The following is a 19,216-nucleotide window of genomic DNA, read 5'->3' as shown; positions in this document are numbered from 1 at the left end:
GGTCACTCGTTCACTTGGCCACTTGCCAGCCGCGCCAGCCCTCAGCTGGCGCGGCTGGCCTTGATCAGCTGGGTGCCGGCACTTTCCAGCGGCTGCAACAGCCGCAGCACCAGAATCAGCTGTGACAGCGCCAGGCGCCCGGTGGTGGACTCGACCTGCTCGATCTCGGCCTCCAGCGCCGCGATCTCATGATCGCTTTCCAGCGTGAGGGTGATCTCGCCGCCCGCCTCCAGCTGCTCACCCAATGTCGTCAGCTGCTGACTCAGACGCTCGCCATGGCGCAACAGCGTCTCGATGCCGCTGCTGGCGGACGAGGTAGATTCCAGCTCGCCACGATGCGCCGCCAATGCCGACAGATACCCCAGCGCGGTATGGGCATGGAGCAGGAAGCCGAAGCCCGGTTCCACGTCACGCCGGAAATGGCCCGGCTCCTTGCGCGCCGTCGCCAGCAGGCTCGAGAAGGCGGCGTCGGCATTGTGGGCATTGCGCCGCGCCAGGCGGTAGGCCAGGTCATCGCGCTTGCCGTGACGATACTGGGACAGCACCTCCCCCAGATAGCGCCCGCTGGTCTTGAGGCTGACACCGGCCTGACGATAGAGCTTGCGGCCCTGCCAGTCCGGCAGGATCAACACCACGGAAAGCCCCGCCAGCAGGCCACCGACCAGCGTATCGAACAGTCGCGGCCAGATGAGATCGAAGCCATCACCGACCTGGTTGAAGCAGGCCAGCACCATCAGGGTGATGGCCGCCGTCGCCAGGGTGTAGCGTGACCCGCGCGTGGCGAAGAACAGCACCCCCGCGACCACGGCGATGCCGGCCTGGAGGGTGGGGGCCGGGAACAGGCTGATCAGCGCCCAGCCGGCCAGCAGACCGATCAAGGTACCGACGATGCGCTGAGCCAGGGTGCGCCGGGTATCGCCGAAGCTGGGCCGGCAGACGAACAGCCCCGTCAGCAGAATCCAGTAGCCCTGGGTCGGGTGGACCGCCAGCAGCACGCCATAGCCGGCCACCAGGGTCGCGGTCAGGCGCAGTGAATGACGGAAGATCGGCGAGCGCGGGGTCAGATGGCTGCGAATGCGCTCGAGCATGTCCCGCGTGCCGTGAGGCGAGCGATCCAGCAGGCTGTTGTCGCTTTCACTGCTGCTGGCTTCCAGATCGCCGAGTCGCTCGATCTGCCCTTCGATCAACCGCAGGTTGCCCGCCAGCGCCTCCAGCGCCTGCATCAGATGACGCCATTCAGGCCGATGCTGCTGCTTGAGATACTCGAGCGAGGCGTTGAGGTCTTCCAGCGCCTGCTGGCTGTCACTGGCCTCGAAGGGCTGACGCATCAGCAGCGCCCGGCCCAGCCCCTTGCAGGCGCCGCCCTGCTGCTCCAGCAGGCGCTGACAGCGGAACAGGATATCGTGGTGGAAGAAGGCATCACTGAGCTGGCCATAGGGGTAATGGCTCGAACTGGCCCGCTCATGAAGGTCCTGGGCGATGAAGTAGAGCCGCAGGTAGCGATCCAGCTTGCTGGTGTCGCGCCGCCCGGCAAGACGCCGGAAGACCATCTCCTTGGTCTGGTTGAGCGCCACGACCACGCGACCATTCTGCTCCGCCAGCGCCAGACGACGCGCCGAGCGATCCACGTTGCGCAGTGGCTCGAACAGCTGAGCCTTGAGAATCAGATAGCGGCCCAGTTCACGGTAGAGGGTCGCCATGCTGTGCTTGAGCGGCTGACGCGAGAACAGCGCGCACCACAGTACCGACAGCAGGCCATACCAGGTCGCGCCGATCACCAGCAGCAACGGCTGGACCAGATTGATGCCCAGTCCCGGCTCACGCAGCCACTCGGGCAGGCTGCGTTCCAGCAGCGCGATCTGCCCATCGCCATGCTGCTGCTCGAGACTGATCATGGTGTACACGGCCAGAATCAGCGAGGCGCGGGCGATGGCCCCGTAGCGGGCATCGATCGCCGCCAGCATCGGCAGAGTGAAGGTGGCCAGCGCCAGGCCGATCACGAAGGGCAACGGCATGCCGAACAGCAGTTCCACCGAGACGGCGGCGATGCTGAAGCAGGCCAGTGTCATGCCCAGCGCGCGCAGTCGCCCGCGCCAATGGTCATCCGTTTCCGCCAGTCCCGAGGCAATCACGCCGAGAAACAGCGGGATCACCAGCGCCATCTCGTCCAGCCAGAACCCTACCGCCATCACACCGCCCAGCGCGATGAGCATGCGCAGCGAATAGCTGAAGGCATCCAGCGTCCACAGTCGACGCAGGGAGTGGATGAGCGAGTGTTGCAGGGAGCGTGTCATGAAGTGTTCCGTGACCAGGGCGCGAGCAGCGCATTAGACTTTAGATTTATGCCGCTAGCATACCACCCTGTTCTGCCGTGTCCGATAGCTCCGGCTCACACAAGCGTTGGCAAGCGCTTCAGGCGCCAAACTCTCCGTCCGTGCCACTCTACCCACTCATGCTACCCACTCATGCCTACCCCGGATTTCATGGAGAATACCGATGCACCCACTCATCGAACGTGTCACTGGCGCCCTCGGGCTGTCACCGGAGATTGCCGAACAGGCGGTCGGCCTCATTCTCAAGTTCGTGCGTGAACAGGGCCCGGATGGGCCGGCGGCATCACTGCTGGGAGCCATTCCGGGCGCCGAAGGGTTGATCGGCAGCGCTGGCGAGGAAGCCGCCGAGTCCGGGGGCGGTGGCCTCATGGGCGGCCTGATGGGGGCGGTCAGTGCATTCACCGGAGGCAGCGGAGGGGGAGCACTGGAGCTGGGCCAGAAGCTGATGGGACTGGACCTGAACATGGATCAGGCACGTGGCGTGGCCGATGAGACGCTGAGCTATGCGCGCGAGCAAGCCGGCGATGGTGTGGTCGACCAGGTCATCGAGGGCATCCCGGGCCTCAAGCATCTGCTGTGACACCTTGCGTGCCCTCACGAAAAACGCCCCGCTGAGCAGATCAGCGGGGCGTTTTTTTCGGTCACTACGGCATGGCCGTCGGTTCAGCGAATCCGCTTGAGCAATGACTGCAGACGATTGAGCTGGGCGGAATCCCCGACCAGACGCACGCGCTGCTCCATCATGCCATTCAAGAAGGCCTTGGGAGACGGCTTGAGCAGGAAGGCCACCGCACTCTCAGCATGCGCGAAGCGCAGCTCAAGCTCCGTATCCACCGGCAGACCGGTGCCGGAGGTCACACCTTCCCGAGACATCCGATAATGACGCGCGATGCTCAGATCCTCCGTGGCAACGCCCCAATCCAGCGAACGCGTCTCGAGCTGAGCGCGAAATTCGGGGTCGCGCCGGAAGGCACGCTTGAGCAGCAGGCCCAGTACCCACAACAGCAACTTGAGCTTCATGGCGTCATTCCTTCCTTGAGAGGCGGCACGGTCAAGCGGTCAGCCGCGAACAGCCATCGATACCGTCCATGACAAAATGCCACCGGGCCCGAGTGGCGGAGCCGGTGGCATCGATACTGACATCGGGCAAGCATGGCGGGCCGCCACGCCAGCAGGGGCGCGGCGACGTGGACCAGACTTACTTGGTCACCGCATCCTTCAATGACTTGCCCGGCTTGAAGGCCACTGTCTTGCTGGCCGGGATGGTCAGGGGTTTGCCTGTCTGGGGGTTCTTGCCGGTACGCGCTGCACGCTGACGCACCGTGAAGGAGCCAAAACCAATCAATGAAACATCGTTGCCCTTGGCGACCGTGTGGGTGATCTCGTCGAGAATCACGTTCAACACTTGACTAGCCTTGTCCTTGGACAGATCCGCACGCTCGGCGATGGCCGCAGCGAGTTCTGGCTTGCGCATGAAAAGCCCTCCTGGTTTGGCATTCTGCACGGGCGGCTCAGCCGCCGATTCATTGTTGTTCTTGCACGAATGTTGTTCTTGCACGGATGTTGTTCTTGCACGGATGTTGCTGCACTTGCTGGCATTGCATGGCGCTTGGGCGATGCGATACCGAGTCCCCCTTTCACGGGGTGAACGTCATCGGTAACACGTCGTCCCTGATTCTCGCCTGACGCTCTGTGACGGAAACTTCACTATCGTGCCTGACTACGCTGGCTTCAAGGGGTCTGCGACCATCGGCCATGGCATCGCCTAGCCTAGCAACGGCGGTGCCTGCCGCGCCAGCTCGACTTTCCTGCGAACGGAGGCGCCTGTCAACGCATATCCAATCAAGCGTTCGTTCGCATCGAGAGCGCGTGCATCGAGATCATCTCCCTCGCCCGTGATGTCCCAGCGCGCCACGGCCGTCCGAGGCGGGTAGGCCACGATGGGCAGCGCCGGTGTCTTGACCAGCACGGGCCAGGCCTTCCAGTCGAGCTCGACCGCCTCGCCGCACAGATTGGCGGCCAGCACCCGGGCTGCGGCCTGCAGGGGCTGCACGTACATGGCATTGACCCCTTCGACACTGGCGCAGTCTCCCAGCGCCCAGACATGCGGCCGGGAGGTGGCAAGGTGACGATCGACGCGGATGCCGTCCCCACCAGCACTCAACCCCGCGCCCTGTGCCAGCTTGATGCGTGGCGCGAGCCCCGTGGCCAGCAGCACCAGCGAGCCCTCCACCGCATGACCACTCTGCAGCACCACGCTGACGGGCGCCTGCGTTGCCTTGCCGGCGGTGATGGTCTCGACCATCTCTCCTTGCAGCCGACGCACGCCGATGGCATCGAAGGCCTTGCCAAGTCGCCGGCCGAGCGCCTGGGGAAGCAAGCCATCCAGCGGAGTGTCTCCCGCCGCGACCAAGGTGACCTCATGTCCTGCGGCTTTCAGGTCATTGGCGTATTCACACCCCACCAGACCGGCACCGACGATCACGACACGGCCACTCTCCCCCGCCTCACGCGCTGCCGTCAGCGTGGCGCTGAAGGCGGCGTAGTCATCGAGATCATTGATGCTCATCACGCGCGAGCCGACCGAGTCATCGATGGGGAAGGGTCGCCGCGGCGCGGCACCGAGTGCCAGCACCAGCTCGTCATAGGCCAGGCATTCCTCGCCCAGCCAGACCTGTCGCGCGTGGGTATCGATGCTCGTCACTCGCTGATGGGTGCGCAGCTCGGCGTCCAGTTCATCCACCAGGGCCACGGAGGTCTGCCGTGCCAATGCCCGGGCGCTCATGCCCTTGGCAAAGGCGGTGGACAGCAGAGGCTTGGCGTAATCGTGGCCACTGTCCTGACTGACCAGGATCAGTCGACTGTCCTTGTCACGCGCACGCAGGGCACGCGCCAGGCCAATGCCGGCCATGCCGGTGCCGATGATGACAAGGGTACGAGGGTCGCGCATGGCGCCATCTCCTGAGATCGATCCGAGAGGAAAAGAGGGTAGTCGGGCCCCAGCATACCAGCCTGCCACTGGCGCGGGCATGCTCACGCTGCAGGCCTTGCGGTTCGGGCGTGCTAGACTCGCCACTTGTCATCCTGACAGGGAATTCATCGTGGTCTGTCACTCCCACTCGGCAGCGTTTGCCGGCAAGATCGCCATCCGGGCCATGTCTCGCTCGGAACTCAACACTCCCTGCCCCTGCGCTCACCAGAGAGCGATGGACTCGGCGGTCCGCCGTCACTGGCAGCCCGCCGCGAGCCTGCAAGGCGTCATGCCGGCCGGCTGGTGGCCATGGCTGTCCTCCAGTGACTCGCTGACCCAGCGTCTCGATCACGCCATGCGCATGCTCGATGGTCAGGGGCTGCGCGTGCGCCTGCTGCTGCAGGACACCGGCCCTGCCCGGCGTGATGAGGCGCGGATGCTGGGTATCGCGCCACGACGCCATGTCTGGCGGCGCGAAGTGGCCCTGTGTCATGGCGATGAGCCCTGGGTGATCGCGCGCTCGCTGGCGGCGCTGGACCTGGCCCATGGCCACCGTCTTTCGACGCTCGGCGAAGGCTCGCTGGGCCATTGGCTGTTCCGCCAGCCCGACCTGACCCGCAGCGCCATCGATGTCAGCCGGGCGCCACTGAGACTTGCCAGCACGCAGCCGCTGGCACGCACCGCCAGCCTGTGGATGCGCCGCTCGATGTTCTCGCACGGTCGCTTCCGGGTACTGGTCCAGGAAGGTTTCACCCCTCGGTTCCAGCACGCTCTGGAACTCTGATTCCCCACTGCCGTTCGATCAGGAGTCCTGATGTCAGCGTCATCCGCTTCCCGCCCGTCCAAACTGGCCGATTACCTCGCCCTGACTCGTCTGGACCGCCCCATCGGCACCTGGCTGCTGATGTGGCCGACCCTATGGGCCCTGTGGCTGGCGGCCGATGGGCTACCGGACCGCGATACGCTGCTGATCTTCGTGGCTGGCGTCTATCTGATGCGTGCCGCCGGCTGCGTGATCAACGACTACGCGGATCGCCACTGGGACAAGCATGTCGAACGCACCCGGGATCGCCCGCTGACCTCAGGACGCATCACGGAGCGCGAGGCGCTGACCCTGTTCGGTGTGCTGGTCGCGGCCGCCTTCGTGCTGGTGTGCTTCACCAACCTGACCACGGTGCTGCTGTCGATCGTCGCCGTGCTGCTGGCGGCCAGCTATCCGTTCATGAAGCGCTTCCATCATCTGCCGCAGGTGGTGCTGGGTGCCGCCTTCGGCTGGGCGATTCCGATGGCCTTCGCGGCGACGCTTGAGGAGGTGCCGACCTATGGCTGGTGGCTGTTCGCGGCCAATCTGATGTGGACGGTGGCCTACGACACCGCCTATGCGATGGTCGATCGCAATGACGACCTCAAGGTCGGCATCAAGTCCACCGCCGTGCTGTTCGGCCGCGCCGACACGCTGATGATCGGTCTGCTGCAGCTGGGCATGCTGGCGGTGTTGATCGGCATCGGCCTGCACCTGGCGCTGGGCATCTTCTACTGGCTGGGGCTGGCCGCGGCGGCCGTGACCTTCGTCTGGCAGCAGCGCCTGATTCGCGAGCGGGAGCGTGGCCCCTGCTTCCAGGCATTTCTCAACAACCACTGGTCCGGCCTGCTGATCTTCGCGGGCATCGCGCTGGCGACCTGGCCAGCTGCCTGACCCCTCTTTCCGGCCAATGGGCCCGAGTCCTCATCCGGTCTGCCAGCGATCTTCCTCATGCGGCGAGGCGTGGCATTCACGCCTCGCGAGAGTTGAGGGACTCGCTGGCAAGCCGGGCGGCAAGCTGCCAAGCTGGCGATTGTCATCTCACTGTCATATAAGCAGGTTGTAATCGTCATCGACTTGTCATTCTGGCGCGTGCGCCGACTGCTGCATGGGATCTAGCGATGAGCTCCAAGACCGTACTGATTGTCGACGACGAATCCTCGATACGCGAGATGATCGCCGTCGCCCTGGAAATGGCGGATTACCGCGTGCTGGAGGCCGACAATGCCCAGGACGCCCACGCCATCGTCGTCGATGAAAAGCCCGATCTGCTGTTGCTGGACTGGATGATGCCCGGCACCAGCGGGCTGGAACTGGCGCGCCGCCTCAAGCGTGACGAGACCACGGCGGAGCTGCCGATCATCCTGCTCACCGCCAAGGGCGAGGAAGACAACAAGATCCAGGGGCTCGAGGCCGGGGCGGACGATTACATCACCAAGCCCTTCTCGCCACGCGAGCTGGTGGCACGCCTCAAGGCCGTGCTGCGCCGCACCACGCCCAAGGGCGTCGAGGAGTCGGTGGAAGTCGAGGGTCTGATGCTCGACCCCGCCAGCCACCGCGTGACCGCACACGGCAACTCCCTGGAGGTCGGCCCCACCGAATACCGCCTGCTGCAGTTCTTCATGACCCATCAGGAGCGCGCCTACACCCGCAGCCAGCTGCTGGATCAGGTCTGGGGCGGCAATGTCTATGTCGAGGAGCGCACCGTGGACGTGCACATTCGTCGTCTGCGCAAGGCGCTGGGCGAGGGGCATCAGCACTTGATCCAGACCGTCCGCGGTACCGGTTATCGCTTCAGCGCCCAGGCCTGAGACGCGGATGCGCTACTGGACGAACGAGCTATGGCGGCTGGGCTATCTGGCGGGCGGCTTCGGGCTGGTCGGCGGACTGCTCGGCCTGCTGGGCTGGGGCCTGGCGCTGGGGCTGGCGCTGTACCTGTTCGTCCATCTCAAGCACCTCAAGAGCCTCTACACCTGGCTGATCACCAACCCCCATGAAGAGCCGCCGCCCGGCGATGGCGTCTGGGGGGATCTGCTCGATCGTCTGTATCGCTACCAGAAGGGTCAGCGTCAGGCGCAGGAGCGACTGCGCAGTATCCTCAATCGCATCCAGGAATCCTCGGAAGCGATGCGCGATGGCCTGGTGATGCTCGACAATCACGGCGACATGGAGTGGTGGAACAGCGCTGCCGAGCAGTTGATCGGCCTCAAGGCCAGTCACGACCGCGGCCAGCACGTCACCAACTATCTGCGTGACCCCGTGTTCATCGATTACTTCAATCGGCTGGCCTATCGTGAGCCGCTGACCCTGCAATCGCCGCTCTCCGACAACCTGACCCTGCAGATCTCCATCACCCTGTTCGGTGACAACGAGCGCCTGGTGATGGTGCGCGATGTCACCCGTCTCTACCGTCTCGAGGAAATGCGCCGCGACTTCGTGGCCAATGTCTCCCATGAGCTGCGCACGCCGCTGACGGTACTGGCCGGCTATCTCGAGACCTATTCCGACTATGCCGATGACCTGCCCCCGCGCTGGCAGCGTGGCCTGGGACAGATGCAGAGTCAGACCGACCGCATGCAGCACCTCGTCGAGGATCTGCTGACCCTGTCGCGCCTGGAGACCGACGAGCTGTCGGGCGAAGGACGTCGCATCGACATGGCACAGCTGCTGACGCGTATCCGGGAAGATGCCGAAGGCCTCTCGAAGGAGCGGCATGTCATCACGGTGGCGGTCGAGCCCGGACTGGCCCTGATGGGTGAGGAGCAGGAGCTGAGAAGCGCGATCTCGAATCTGGTCTTCAATGCGGTGCGTTACACGCCGGAAGACTGCCACATCACGCTGCGCTGCCAGAGCACCAGCGAGGGCGTGATGGTCGAGGTGGAGGATGACGGTGACGGCATTGATCCCGTGCATCTACCGCGCCTGACGGAGCGCTTCTATCGCATCGACAAGGGACGCAGCACCGCCACTGGTGGCACCGGGCTGGGACTGGCCATCGTCAAGCATGTGCTGATCCGCCATCAGGGCCGCCTGGAGATCGACAGCCTGCCCGGCGAGGGCGCACGCTTCCGTTGTCATTTCCCGGCGGAACGCCGCTGCGCGACGACTGCCTGACGGTTGCAGCCCCACTGACACGAACGCCCCGCCGCGCCCTCTGCATGAGGTCACGGCGGGGCGTCGTGGTATCTGCGTTCGTCAACGCTCGCGATAAAGCCTGGCTCAGCGGCGCGGGGCAGGCAGCTGTCGGTAGTGGCTCTGCCACATCAGGACGGCACCCGCCACGGCCCCGGGAATGAACAGCAGGTTGGCCAAGGGCACCAGCGTCAGCACGAACACGGCACCACCGAAGGTCAGTGACGGCCACCAGCGCGCCTTGAGACGCTGCTTCATGTCGCCGAAGCTGACCTGATGGTTGTCCATCGGATAGTCCAGATACTGGATCGCCATGCTCCAGGCCGAGAACAGCCCCCACAGCAGCGGTGAGAGCAGATTCAGGCCCGGAATGAAGCCGAGAATGAACAGCGCGATCATGCGGGGAATGAAGTAACCCAGTTTGGCCATCTCGCGCCCCAGCGAGTCGATCCCGATCTTCACCAGGCCACGCTCATCCTCGATCAGGGTGCCATCCAGTCGATGCTCGACCTTCTCGGCCAGAATGCCGTAGAACGGCGCCGCGATCAGATTGGTCACCAGGCTGAAGGTGAAGAACACCGCCAGCAACAGACTCAGCACCAGCACCGGCCAGATCAACCAGCTCAGCCATTCCAGCCAGCTGGGCACCTTGAGCATCCAGTAATCGATCCAGCCCTCGAACTGGCTGAACAACAGCCACAGCGTGGCACTGTAGAGCACCAGGTTGATCGCCAGTGGTACGAACACGAAACGGCGTAGCCCGGGGGTATAGACCATGCGGGTCCCGCGGACCAGCGCCGATACGGCATCAATCATGCGACGTCCTCGTCATTTCGTGAAAGGCGGCTGCCCTCAGGCGGCCGGAGCCACACCCTAGCACTACCACCCGCCCCACGCAGCTGTCGGCGCATCGAATGGCAGACGCCCCGCACTCCGTCGGCGGGACAGAGGCGGGGCGTCATCGGCAGACAGGCGTCAGGCCCCGGGGAAGGGGCCTGCACGTCAGGGCTTGTCGAGATCCTGCGGCTGGAGGTCATGGGTGTCGGTGTGACGCACGTCCACGCCCTTGACCAGGAAGATGACGTACTCGGCGAGGTTGTCGGCGTGATCCCCGATACGCTCCAGCGCACGCAGAATCCACATCACGTTGAGCACCGGGGTGATCTGGCGCGCGTCTTCCATCATGAAGGTCATCAGCGAACGCATCGCGCTCTGGTATTCCAGATCCACCGAGGCATCCTCACGCAGTACCTTGAGCGCCAGATCCGTATCGAAGCGGGCGAAGGCGGTCAGCGAGTCACGCACCATGCTGCGCACATGCTGACTGAGGTGACGAACCTCGACCATGCCACGCGGGCTCTGGCCGTTCTCGACCAGCGAGATGGCATTGCGCGCGATCTTGCTGGATTCATCGCCGATACGCTCCAGGTCCGAGGTGGCGCGAATCACGGCCAGCACCAGACGCAGATCGGAGGCCGCCGGCTGACGGCGCGCCAGCACGCGGGTGCACTCGTCATCGATCTTCAGCTGCATGTCGTTGACGGCCTTGTCATTGTCACGCACGCGTGTCGCCGTCTCGCTGTCACCCTCCAGCAGGGCCGTGACGGCATCCTGCAGCTGCTTCTCCACCAGACCGCCCATGGCCAGCAGGTGTGTCTTCAGCGCATCCAGCTCGTGATTGAACTGCTGGGATATGTGCTTGCCGTGCGAATCGCTGGTGATATCCATTACCCTCTCCCGGGAAGTCATCCGCCGAGGCAGGCGGTCTCTGACATGTGGCATTGATGTAGAAGCGCTGCAGCAGGGTCTGGCGCAGGCGGCTCCCTCCTAGCATGACGCCTCTTGATTGCAGTTATATTTCACTCGAGCGCCGGGACGCCAATCGAATCTTGCGCCGCGCTGACATATCGACGACGCGATGGCCCATCCGCCAACGTCCCGCGCGAGACACGTGTCAGCCACCTGCAGTGCCGCTTTGGTGATCTCACCCGAAACGACCGGTGATGTAGTCCTCGGTCTGGCGACGACGCGGATTGGTGAACAGCTGATCGGTCGGGGCATATTCCACCAGCTGCCCTTCATGCAGAAAGGCCGTGGCATCCGAGACACGTGCTGCCTGCTGCATGTTGTGGGTGACGATGACCAACGTCAGGCGTGAGCGCAGCGAGCGGATCAGCTCCTCGATCTTGAGCGTCGAGATCGGGTCCAGCGCCGAGGCTGGCTCATCCAGCAGCAGGACTTCCGGCTCCACCGCCAGCGTGCGCGCGATCACCAGGCGCTGCTGCTGGCCACCGGAAAGCCCCAGCGCGCTGTCGAACAGCCGGTCCTTCACTTCCTCCCACAGCGCCGCGGCCCGCAGACAGGATTCGACCTTGTCATCCAGATGGCGCTTGTCATTCTCGCCGACCAGCCTCAGCCCGAAGGCCACGTTCTCGTAGACCGACATCGGAAAGGGGTTGGGCGTCTGGAACACCATGCCGACGCGCCGGCGCAGCATGGGGACATCCACGCCCCGGGCATGGATGTCCTCGCCTTCCAGCCAGACCTTGCCGCTCAGGCGTGACTGCTCATCGAGATCAGTCATGCGATTGAAGGTGCGCAGCAGGCTCGACTTGCCACATCCCGAGGGACCGATGAAAGCCGTCACGCGCTTGCGCGCGATGCGCAGGCTGATATCGTCAAGCGCACGCCGTCGGTGACGCTCCTTGCCCACCTGCGCCTGATAATCGAGGCACAGGTGGCGGGTTTCCAGGCACGTGTCCTGCGGATTGACGACCTCGGGATGCTGCGAGCTCGACTGGACGCTCTCACGTGCAGAGTCACGCTTCATTCGGTGGCTCCCTTGTAACGTTGTGCCAGCATGTGACGCAGGCGAATGGCACTCAGATTGAGGCACAGGATCACGACCACCAGCACCAGCGCGGTCGCGTAGACCAGCGGGCGACTGCTGAAGGCATCGCTGCTCTGGAAGGCCAGATCATAGACCTGATGGCCGAGGTGCATGAACTTGCGATCCAGATGCAGCCACGGGAAGCTGTCATCCAGCGGCAGGTCCGGCGCCAGCTTGACCACGCCGACCAGCATCAAGGGCGCGACCTCGCCTGCCGCACGCGCCACCGCCAGAATCAGCCCGGTCATCAAGGCCGGAGATGCCGCGGGTATCACCACGCGCCTGAGGGTCTCAAAGCGCGTGGCACCCAGTGCCAGCGCGCCTTCGCGCAGGCGATGCGGCACCCGCGCCAGCCCCTCCTCCGTGGCCACGATCACCACCGGCAGCGTCAGCAGCGCCAGCGTCAGCGATGCCCACAGCAATCCACCGGTGCCGAAGGTGGGGGTCGGCAGACGCTCGGAAAAGAACAGTTCATCCAGGCCGGCCCCCAGCCCGTAGACGAAGAACCCCAGCCCGAAGACCCCATAGACGATGGAAGGCACGCCGGCGAGATTGCGCAGCGCGATGCGGGTCAGCCGCGTGAGACGCCCCTGATGCGCGACCTCGTGTAGATAGAGGGCCGCCATCACGCCGAAGGGCATCACCAGAATCGCCATCAGCACCACCATCAGCACGGTACCGAAGATGGCGGGCCAGATGCCGCCACTGCCTTCATTGGGCGAGCCGGAGACGAAGTCGCGAAAGCGCTCCAGCGTCAGCAACAGTCGTCCGCCAAAGCCCATGGCATTCGGCTGCCAGACATGACGGATGTCATTCAGCGCGATGCGCCCCTCATGACCGCCATTGCCCCCGAGCAGCAGCTGGCCGGCGTCCAGGGCTCCCCGGAGGGCCAGCAATTGCCCCTCACGGGTGATCAGTGCCTCGCGTGTCGTCTCGAGCTCCGCGATCAAGGAGGCATCCGCCTCGTCCTGCGTCGTGACAGGCCCTTGTCGAGCGGACAGTTGCTGCTGCAAGGCCAGCAGGCGCGCGCTCAAGGCCTCGCTGTCAGCGCGCAGTGCCGCCAGCTGACGACGCTGGCCCTCAAGCGCCGCCAACCGCGCATGCAGTGCCTCGGCATTCTGGTGCAGTGAAGGAGTCGGTGCCCCCGGGACCGCACTGTCGGAGGAGAGCTGCGGAGAATGATCCAGCTCACCGGTGAGCGGATCACTCAGCGCTCTGGCCATGCCATACAGCACTCGCCCGTCGCGCATTTCCAGCATCAGTGCCTGGCGAGGAAAGCGGATATTCTCCATCAGGGTATCCGGCAGCCACTGCCAGCTCGCCGAGGCCCCATCCTGAGAGGAGGTCTGCAGCAGCCACCAGCGCTGCGACTGTCGCTCACGTTGCTGATCACCGGTGTCCGCTGCCGAGGGACGCAGCTCCTCATGCATCAATTCGCCCAGCAGGTGACGGTTGTCCGCCGCCGGCTCGCCACGGGTAGTCTTGAGCGCCGTGACGCTCTGCCCCGGCTGGGTGGTGAGTTCGACCTCGACCAGCCGTGAGGGCCAGAAGTGACTGAGCGAGCCCACCACCAGCAGGCTGATCAGCCCCAGCACCAGTACCAGCGAGACACTGACCGCCATGGCATTCAGCCAGCCCCAGGGGCCACCATCACGCCAGTAACGCGCCAGACGCGCCGTCACAGGCTCACGAGGTCTGAGCAACGAGGACGGCGGTACCGCATCAGGACGACTCATCCCCAGCCTCCACGTTGCGGCGGCATGAAGCGCAGCCGCAGCACTTCCGCCAGCGTATTGACCACGAAGGTGAAGAGGAACAAGGCCAGCGCGGCAAGGAACAGCAGGCGGTAATGGCTGCTGCCGACCTCGGCTTCCGGCAACTCGATCGCCAGGGTCGCCGCCAGTGAGCGCACTCCCTCGAACAGGCTGGCATCCACCAGCGGCGTGTTGCCGGCGACCATCAACACGATCATCGTCTCGCCCACGGCGCGCCCCATGCCGATCATCACCGCGGAGAACAGCCCGACGGCGGCGGCCGGCAGGATCACGCGGCGCAGACTCTGCCAGGGTGTCGCCCCCAGTGCCGCGGACCCCGCCGCCAGTCCGCGAGGGACTGAGGACAGCGCATCCTCACTGAGCGTGAAGAGTGTCGGCATCACCGCCAGCCCCAGCGCCATGCCGGTCACCAGGGTATTGCGCTGGGCGTAATCGATGCCGTGATGGGCAAACAGCCATTGACGGATGTCGCCCTCGAACCACCAGGCTTCCAGTTGATGAGCCAGCGTCACATCCAGCCACAGCAGCAGCATCAGCAGCGGCAACAGCCCGAAGGCGGCCATGTTTTCCGGCATCAGGCTGCGCAGTGCGCGCGGCGACAGGGTCCACACGAAACCGGCCACCATGGTGCCCAGCGGAATCAGTACCAGCCCCAGCAGCACGGCCATCAATTCACGCTCGACGAAGGGCGCGACCACCAGCGCCGCGATGAAGCCGATCACCACCGTGGGCAAGGCCTCCATCATCTCCAGCATCGGCTTGATGCGCGCCCGCTGGCGCGGGGCCATGAAACAGGCCACATGGATGGCACAGCCCAGTCCCAACGGCACGGCAAACAGCAGGCCGACCAGCGCGACCTTGAGCGTCCCCCACATGATGGGTACCAGCGACAGGCGGGGTTCATGGGCACCGGTGCTCTCCAGCTGCCAGATCCAGGCCGGTGCGTCACGCCCCTCATACCAGACCTTGCCGAAGATCGCGCCAAGCCCCACGACCTGATGCGGATCACGGATCTCGAGACCCGCATAGGCCTGTTCAAGAGCCCCCAGACCACCTGCCACGGACGTTGGCCGTGCCAGCAGACGATGATCCGCCTGCTGGAAGCTCAACTCGACTCCTGCCGCCACCTGTGCGGGTGACAGCCAGTCCACCAGCTGCCGACGACGCTCGGCCGTGGCGAGATACAGCCCGAGTCGGCCATCCGCGTCGAGTGCCGCGAAGCCCAACCCATGATGTGCCGCGGCGATGGTTCTCACCGGGGCCGACAGGCCACTGTCGAAGTCTCCCGCCTTGATCAGCGGGCTGGCATGCGCGGGCAGCAGGTAATGACTCAGTCCACCGCCGGCATCCCCCAGGATCAGGCTCTTGCCGCCGCGCAGGACACTCAGGGCGGTGATCGGCTGGGCAGCATGCTCCTGCCGGCCCAGCTTGCGGGCCAGAGGTACCTGGCCGGCGGACGCATCGTTCAACTGCCATTGAGTGAAGGCATGCGGCCCTGCCGTGACCAGCAACTGCCCCTCCAGGGCCGAAAGGCTGGCCGGGCCGGGCAGCCATTGCTGCTGCCAGCTGCCTTGCGGCGTGGTCGAGGCCAGTCTTGCCAGCCACAGACGATCACCTTGTCGGTCGGGCATGCGCAGCCATAGCTGCTGTCGGCTCTGCGTGAGGTGAGCCTGCCGATGATCCAGTCCCTCGGGTACCTGGAGGGAACTCGATCGACGCAGACCGTCATCGGTGTGCTGGATCAGCTGCAACCGGTTGCCGGCCAGCCACTCGATCCGCCACTCGTCCATGTCCGCGGCGCGAGTGTCCAATGCTCGAGATTCCAGTACCTGCGAGCTGCTCGGCGTCGTGCCGGGCGGTTTGAGCAGCGGCCATGACACGCTGATCAGATAGCCGAGCATCACCACCACCAGCGCCATCACGCCAAGACCGGCAACCGTCAGCCACAGGCTTGCCAGGCGATCGCGACGCAGACGGCGAGATTGCATTCGTGAGGCTTCAGCAGCAGCCGGCATGAATATTCACCACAAAAGAAGAAGCGCGCGGGGAGGGATCACTCCCGCGAGCGAAAGATGGGGTCTGCCTCAAGATTATGTCCATGAGATGACAGCGAGATGACAAGCGTACTCAGAGACCCTCGCCCTCATCCAGCCCCAGACGTTCACGCCACTGGTTCAGCTGATCGTCCGGCAACGGTACATAGCCTTCCCGCAGGATGGCCTGTTGTCCCTGACGCGACATGATCAACGACAGGAACGCCTGCTCCAATGACGGCAGCGGCTCGTCTGGCACACGATTGACGTAGATGTACAGGGCGCGTGTCAGCGGGTAACGCCCGTCGCGGATACTGGCCCGACTCGGAAATATCGCCATGCTGCCGGCGTCACGACTCACCGACAGCTGTTTGACCATGGGAGATGAGGTGCTGAAGCTGGCGTAGCCGATCCCGCCCGGCGAGGAGCCCACGGCGCCGATGATCGACGCCGACCCCGGTTGCTCACTCACGTCCAGTCGGAAGTCGCCGCCACACAGGGCGACACGCCGGAAGGCACCGTAGGTCCCGGAGGTGGCACTGCGCCCGAAGCGGCTGATCTGACGCTCAGCCCAGTCTCCCGACAGCCCCAGTTGCCCCCACCGATCGGCCCGCTGACTGCCACACTCATGACTGGCCGAGAAGATGGCATCGAGCTGCGCGATGCTGATCGTCTCCAGCGGATTGCGGCGATGTACGAGGATGCCCATGGCATCCAGCGCCACGGGGACTTCCAATGGCGGATACCCGAATGCCCGGATGAAGTCCTGGCGCTCCTGATCGCTCATCGGCCGCGACATCAGCCCCACCCGTGTGGTGCCGGCAATCAAGGCAGGCGGCGCCGTCGAGGACCCCGCTGCCTGCAACTGGACCCGCACCCCTGGATGGTAGCGACGCAGCTGAGCCGCCCACCGCGTCACCAGCACCGAGAGGGTATCGGAGCCCACGGCCGTCAGGTTGCCGACGACCCCCGGCACGGGGCGATATTCAGGTACCTCGGCAAACGCGGGCATGACCGGCATCAGCAGGCAGGCCAGCAACGCAAGGCGACTCGAGAGCCAACGGGGACGACGCAAGGATGCGATGAAGAACATGACGATTTCAGGCCTGAAAGATGAATGATGCGCTCATTGGCGGTGATGACTATCGCGTTGTTCCTTCAACCCCTGCCACTCCTTCAATACCACTTCCCTGCGTGAGGCTGTCTCACCAGCGGCATTGCTGCGCCGAGTATCCTTCATTGCAACGTTGAGGCACGAGACCAACATGCTGCAATGCAAGAAAATTCCCGCTGCAACGCCTGGCGAGAGAGGACATCCCTTCCACTGGCAGAGTAGGATACCGGACATGAGATGCCTTTCGTGAGCCACTGCCCGCTCGGGCTCTCCTTCCATCGCCACTAGGCAAACCATCGACGCCACTGGGCAAACCGCCGACGCCAGTGCACCCTGAAGACATAACAACAAGACAGCGAGTGACGACATGCAAGCCCTGGATGATGCCCCGGTGCCGAACGGCACGCTGACGCTCAAGCTGATCGCTCAGCGTCACGATACCAATCTTTATGGCGATATCAGCGGTGGCTGGTTGATGCATCGCATGGATGAGGCCTGCGAACTGGCCGCCGGCCGTGTGGCCAACGGACGGACTGCCACCGTCGCCGTGGAGGGCCTCGACTTTCTCTCACCGGTGCGCGTCGGCTCGGTGGTCAATATCTTCACGCACGTCACGGAAGTCGGACGCAGCTCGGTACGGCTCACGGTCGAGGTCTGGATTCGGCCGCCTCAGGAGCGCAACCATCGTGCGCTGACCAAGGTGACCGAGGCCAACTACGTGATGGTGGCCCTGGACGACAATGGCCGAATCCGCGCGGTGCCGGAACAGAGCAACGACGAGGAAAGTGTCTGACGTGATGGACACCGCCATTCATGAAGAAGCCGCCCCGAGGGGCGGCTTCTTCATTTCCCACCGGAGCCCGCCTGACACTGCCTGACGAGCGAGTCGCGATGTCCCCACACACAGCGGCGGGCGGTCACCTCAGCTCTCGCCCAGCACCCGGGCACGCGCATCAAGGAAGCCCTGTTCACCGATGCGCGTCCAGGGGGCGACCTGCTGCTGGAAGGCGCGGTAGGACTCGTAGACACGCCTGGCGTCCTCATCCTTGGCGATGAACTCGTCCAGCACCTCGTTGGACGCCTTGAACAGCGCCGCGTAGACATCCTGCGGAAATTCGCGCAGCTCAACGCCATGTTCCTCGACCAGCGAGGTCAGGGCGGTGGCATTGCGCAGCGCGAATTCATCCACCATCGCATGATTGGCAATCCTGGCTGCCTGGATCACCACCTGCTGGAGGTCTTCCGGCAACGCCTGCCAGGCCTCGAGATTGACGGTGCCTTCGAGAATGGCGGAGGGCTCGTTCCAGGCCGGGGAGTAGTAATACTTGGCCACCTGATGCAGACCGAAGGCCAGATCATTGTAGGGACCGACCCAGTCGGTGGCGTCGATCACACCGGTCTCCATCGCAGTGAAGATCTCGCTGCCCGGCAGATTCACCGCACTGGCACCGATGCGGTTCATCACTTCACCCGCGAGCCCCGGCAGGCGGATCTTCAGGCCTTTCATGTCCGAGAGACTGTTCACTTCCTTGTTGAACCAGCCGGCCATCTGGGTGCCGGTATTGCCCACCGCCAGCGGCTTGAGGTTGTGACGCGCGTAGATCTCGTCCCACAGCTTCATGCCATCGCCGTGATACAGCCAGGCGTTGGTCTCGGTGGTATTCATGCCGAAGGGCACGGCGGTGAAGAACTGGGCGGCAGGTACCTTGCCCTTCCAGTAATAGGACGCCGAGTGGCCCATCTGGGCTGTCCCGGAAGACACGGCGTCGAAGACTTCCAAAGCCGGCACCATCTCACCGGCCCCATAGACCTTGACCTGAAGACGACCACCGGAAAGCTTCCCGATCAGACTGGCGAACTCATTGGCACCGGTGCCCAGTGCCGGGAAGTTCTTCGGCCAGGAGGTCACCATCTTCCAGTGGATGGTTTCCTCCTCGGCGGCATTGGCCGTGGAGACGAAAGGTGCAGCGGCGAGACCGGCAGCACCGGCCCCCAGAGCAGAGAGAAAACGGCGGCGTTGCATGGGGCGTTCCTTGTTCGAGTTGTGGGCAATGCATGACGCGGCATCAAGACAGCAGATTATCTGCCACTATGCCGCGACCCATGGATGGCCCACAACTGCACCAAGGCCGTAGTGCCGCGCCCTTCTCCGCGCGACGTCTCTTG

At 64.5% G+C, this 19,216-nt stretch carries 17 protein-coding genes; 6 read left to right on the top strand and 11 right to left on the bottom strand.

The features are described 5' to 3' along the window. Positions 1-41 precede the first annotated feature (41 nt). On the bottom strand, positions 42-2,294 hold the full coding sequence (yccS, locus tag BFX80_RS00175) for a YccS family putative transporter (RefSeq protein ID WP_084207716.1): 2,253 nt from the start codon (positions 2,292-2,294) through the stop codon (positions 42-44). A gap of 202 nt (positions 2,295-2,496) precedes the next feature. On the opposite strand from yccS, the gene BFX80_RS00170 reads away from it, so the two are divergent. Then, positions 2,497-2,913 carry a DUF2780 domain-containing protein gene (locus BFX80_RS00170; RefSeq protein ID WP_077379862.1) on the top strand — a complete coding sequence of 139 codons (417 nt, stop codon included), beginning with the start codon at positions 2,497-2,499 and terminating at the stop codon, positions 2,911-2,913. Positions 2,914-2,996: 83 nt separating this feature from the next. On the opposite strand, the gene BFX80_RS00165 is transcribed toward BFX80_RS00170, so the two are convergent. From BFX80_RS00165 to BFX80_RS00155, 3 genes are all read right to left on the bottom strand, one after another. After that, positions 2,997-3,353, bottom strand: a complete 357-nt coding sequence (locus tag BFX80_RS00165; RefSeq protein ID WP_084207715.1) for a hypothetical protein — start codon at positions 3,351-3,353, stop codon at positions 2,997-2,999. A gap of 178 nt (positions 3,354-3,531) precedes the next feature. Beyond that, a complete protein-coding gene (locus tag BFX80_RS00160) occupies positions 3,532-3,807 on the bottom strand; it encodes an HU family DNA-binding protein (RefSeq protein WP_024952843.1) in 276 nt (91 codons plus the stop codon). A gap of 291 nt (positions 3,808-4,098) precedes the next feature. Then, positions 4,099-5,283, bottom strand: a complete 1,185-nt coding sequence (locus tag BFX80_RS00155) for an NAD(P)/FAD-dependent oxidoreductase (protein WP_084207714.1) — start codon at positions 5,281-5,283, stop codon at positions 4,099-4,101. Positions 5,284-5,434: 151 nt separating this feature from the next. Here BFX80_RS00155 and BFX80_RS00150 point away from each other — a divergent pair, with 151 nt between their 5' ends. From BFX80_RS00150 to phoR, 4 genes are all read left to right on the top strand, one after another. Beyond that, on the top strand, positions 5,435-6,088 hold the full coding sequence (locus tag BFX80_RS00150; RefSeq protein WP_240499630.1) for a chorismate--pyruvate lyase family protein: 654 nt from the start codon (positions 5,435-5,437) through the stop codon (positions 6,086-6,088). Positions 6,089-6,118: 30 nt separating this feature from the next. Beyond that, positions 6,119-7,000 carry a 4-hydroxybenzoate octaprenyltransferase gene (gene ubiA / locus BFX80_RS00145; RefSeq protein WP_084207713.1) on the top strand — a complete coding sequence of 294 codons (882 nt, stop codon included), beginning with the start codon at positions 6,119-6,121 and terminating at the stop codon, positions 6,998-7,000. 227 nt (positions 7,001-7,227) lie between these two features. Then, on the top strand, positions 7,228-7,917 hold the full coding sequence (gene phoB, locus BFX80_RS00140) for a phosphate regulon transcriptional regulator PhoB (RefSeq protein ID WP_077379851.1): 690 nt from the start codon (positions 7,228-7,230) through the stop codon (positions 7,915-7,917). A gap of 7 nt (positions 7,918-7,924) precedes the next feature. Then, the gene (phoR, locus tag BFX80_RS00135) at positions 7,925-9,220 is read left to right on the top strand and encodes a phosphate regulon sensor histidine kinase PhoR (protein ID WP_084207712.1); all 1,296 of its coding nucleotides are present in this window, start codon (positions 7,925-7,927) and stop codon (positions 9,218-9,220) included. 105 nt (positions 9,221-9,325) lie between these two features. On the opposite strand, the gene cysZ is transcribed toward phoR, so the two are convergent. From cysZ to BFX80_RS00105, 6 genes are all read right to left on the bottom strand, one after another. Then, positions 9,326-10,054 (bottom strand): sulfate transporter CysZ, encoded by a 729-nt coding sequence (cysZ, locus tag BFX80_RS00130; protein WP_084207711.1) that lies wholly within the window; start codon positions 10,052-10,054, stop codon positions 9,326-9,328. A gap of 186 nt (positions 10,055-10,240) precedes the next feature. Continuing rightward, positions 10,241-10,966 carry a phosphate signaling complex protein PhoU gene (gene phoU / locus BFX80_RS00125; protein ID WP_077379844.1) on the bottom strand — a complete coding sequence of 242 codons (726 nt, stop codon included), beginning with the start codon at positions 10,964-10,966 and terminating at the stop codon, positions 10,241-10,243. A 256-nt stretch (positions 10,967-11,222) separates the two neighbouring features. After that, positions 11,223-12,068, bottom strand: coding sequence for a phosphate ABC transporter ATP-binding protein PstB (pstB, locus tag BFX80_RS00120; RefSeq protein WP_077379842.1), 846 nt, complete (start codon positions 12,066-12,068; stop codon positions 11,223-11,225). After that, on the bottom strand, positions 12,065-13,864 hold the full coding sequence (gene pstA / locus BFX80_RS00115) for a phosphate ABC transporter permease PstA (protein WP_084207710.1): 1,800 nt from the start codon (positions 13,862-13,864) through the stop codon (positions 12,065-12,067). Before pstA ends, pstB begins: the two co-directional genes overlap by 4 nt. Beyond that, positions 13,861-15,891: an ABC transporter permease subunit gene (locus tag BFX80_RS00110; protein ID WP_167592948.1), complete on the bottom strand. Its 2,031-nt coding sequence runs from the start codon at positions 15,889-15,891 to the stop codon at positions 13,861-13,863. Before BFX80_RS00110 ends, pstA begins: the two co-directional genes overlap by 4 nt. Before the next feature lie 139 nt (positions 15,892-16,030). Continuing rightward, complete coding sequence (locus BFX80_RS00105; protein ID WP_084207708.1) at positions 16,031-17,029, bottom strand: PstS family phosphate ABC transporter substrate-binding protein; 999 nt, start codon at positions 17,027-17,029, stop codon at positions 16,031-16,033. Between the two features lie 388 nt (positions 17,030-17,417). On the opposite strand from BFX80_RS00105, the gene BFX80_RS00100 reads away from it, so the two are divergent. After that, positions 17,418-17,843: an acyl-CoA thioesterase gene (locus tag BFX80_RS00100; RefSeq protein WP_084207707.1), complete on the top strand. Its 426-nt coding sequence runs from the start codon at positions 17,418-17,420 to the stop codon at positions 17,841-17,843. A 129-nt stretch (positions 17,844-17,972) separates the two neighbouring features. Here BFX80_RS00100 and BFX80_RS00095 read toward each other — a convergent pair whose 3' ends face one another. Then, positions 17,973-19,073, bottom strand: coding sequence for a TRAP transporter substrate-binding protein (locus BFX80_RS00095; protein ID WP_077379831.1), 1,101 nt, complete (start codon positions 19,071-19,073; stop codon positions 17,973-17,975). Positions 19,074-19,216: the final 143 nt, after the last annotated feature.

It is taken from the genome of Cobetia marina (assembly GCF_001720485.1).
GTDB classification, from domain to species: domain Bacteria; phylum Pseudomonadota; class Gammaproteobacteria; order Pseudomonadales; family Halomonadaceae; genus Cobetia; species Cobetia marina.
This window is presented reverse-complemented; position numbering and strand designations above follow the sequence as displayed.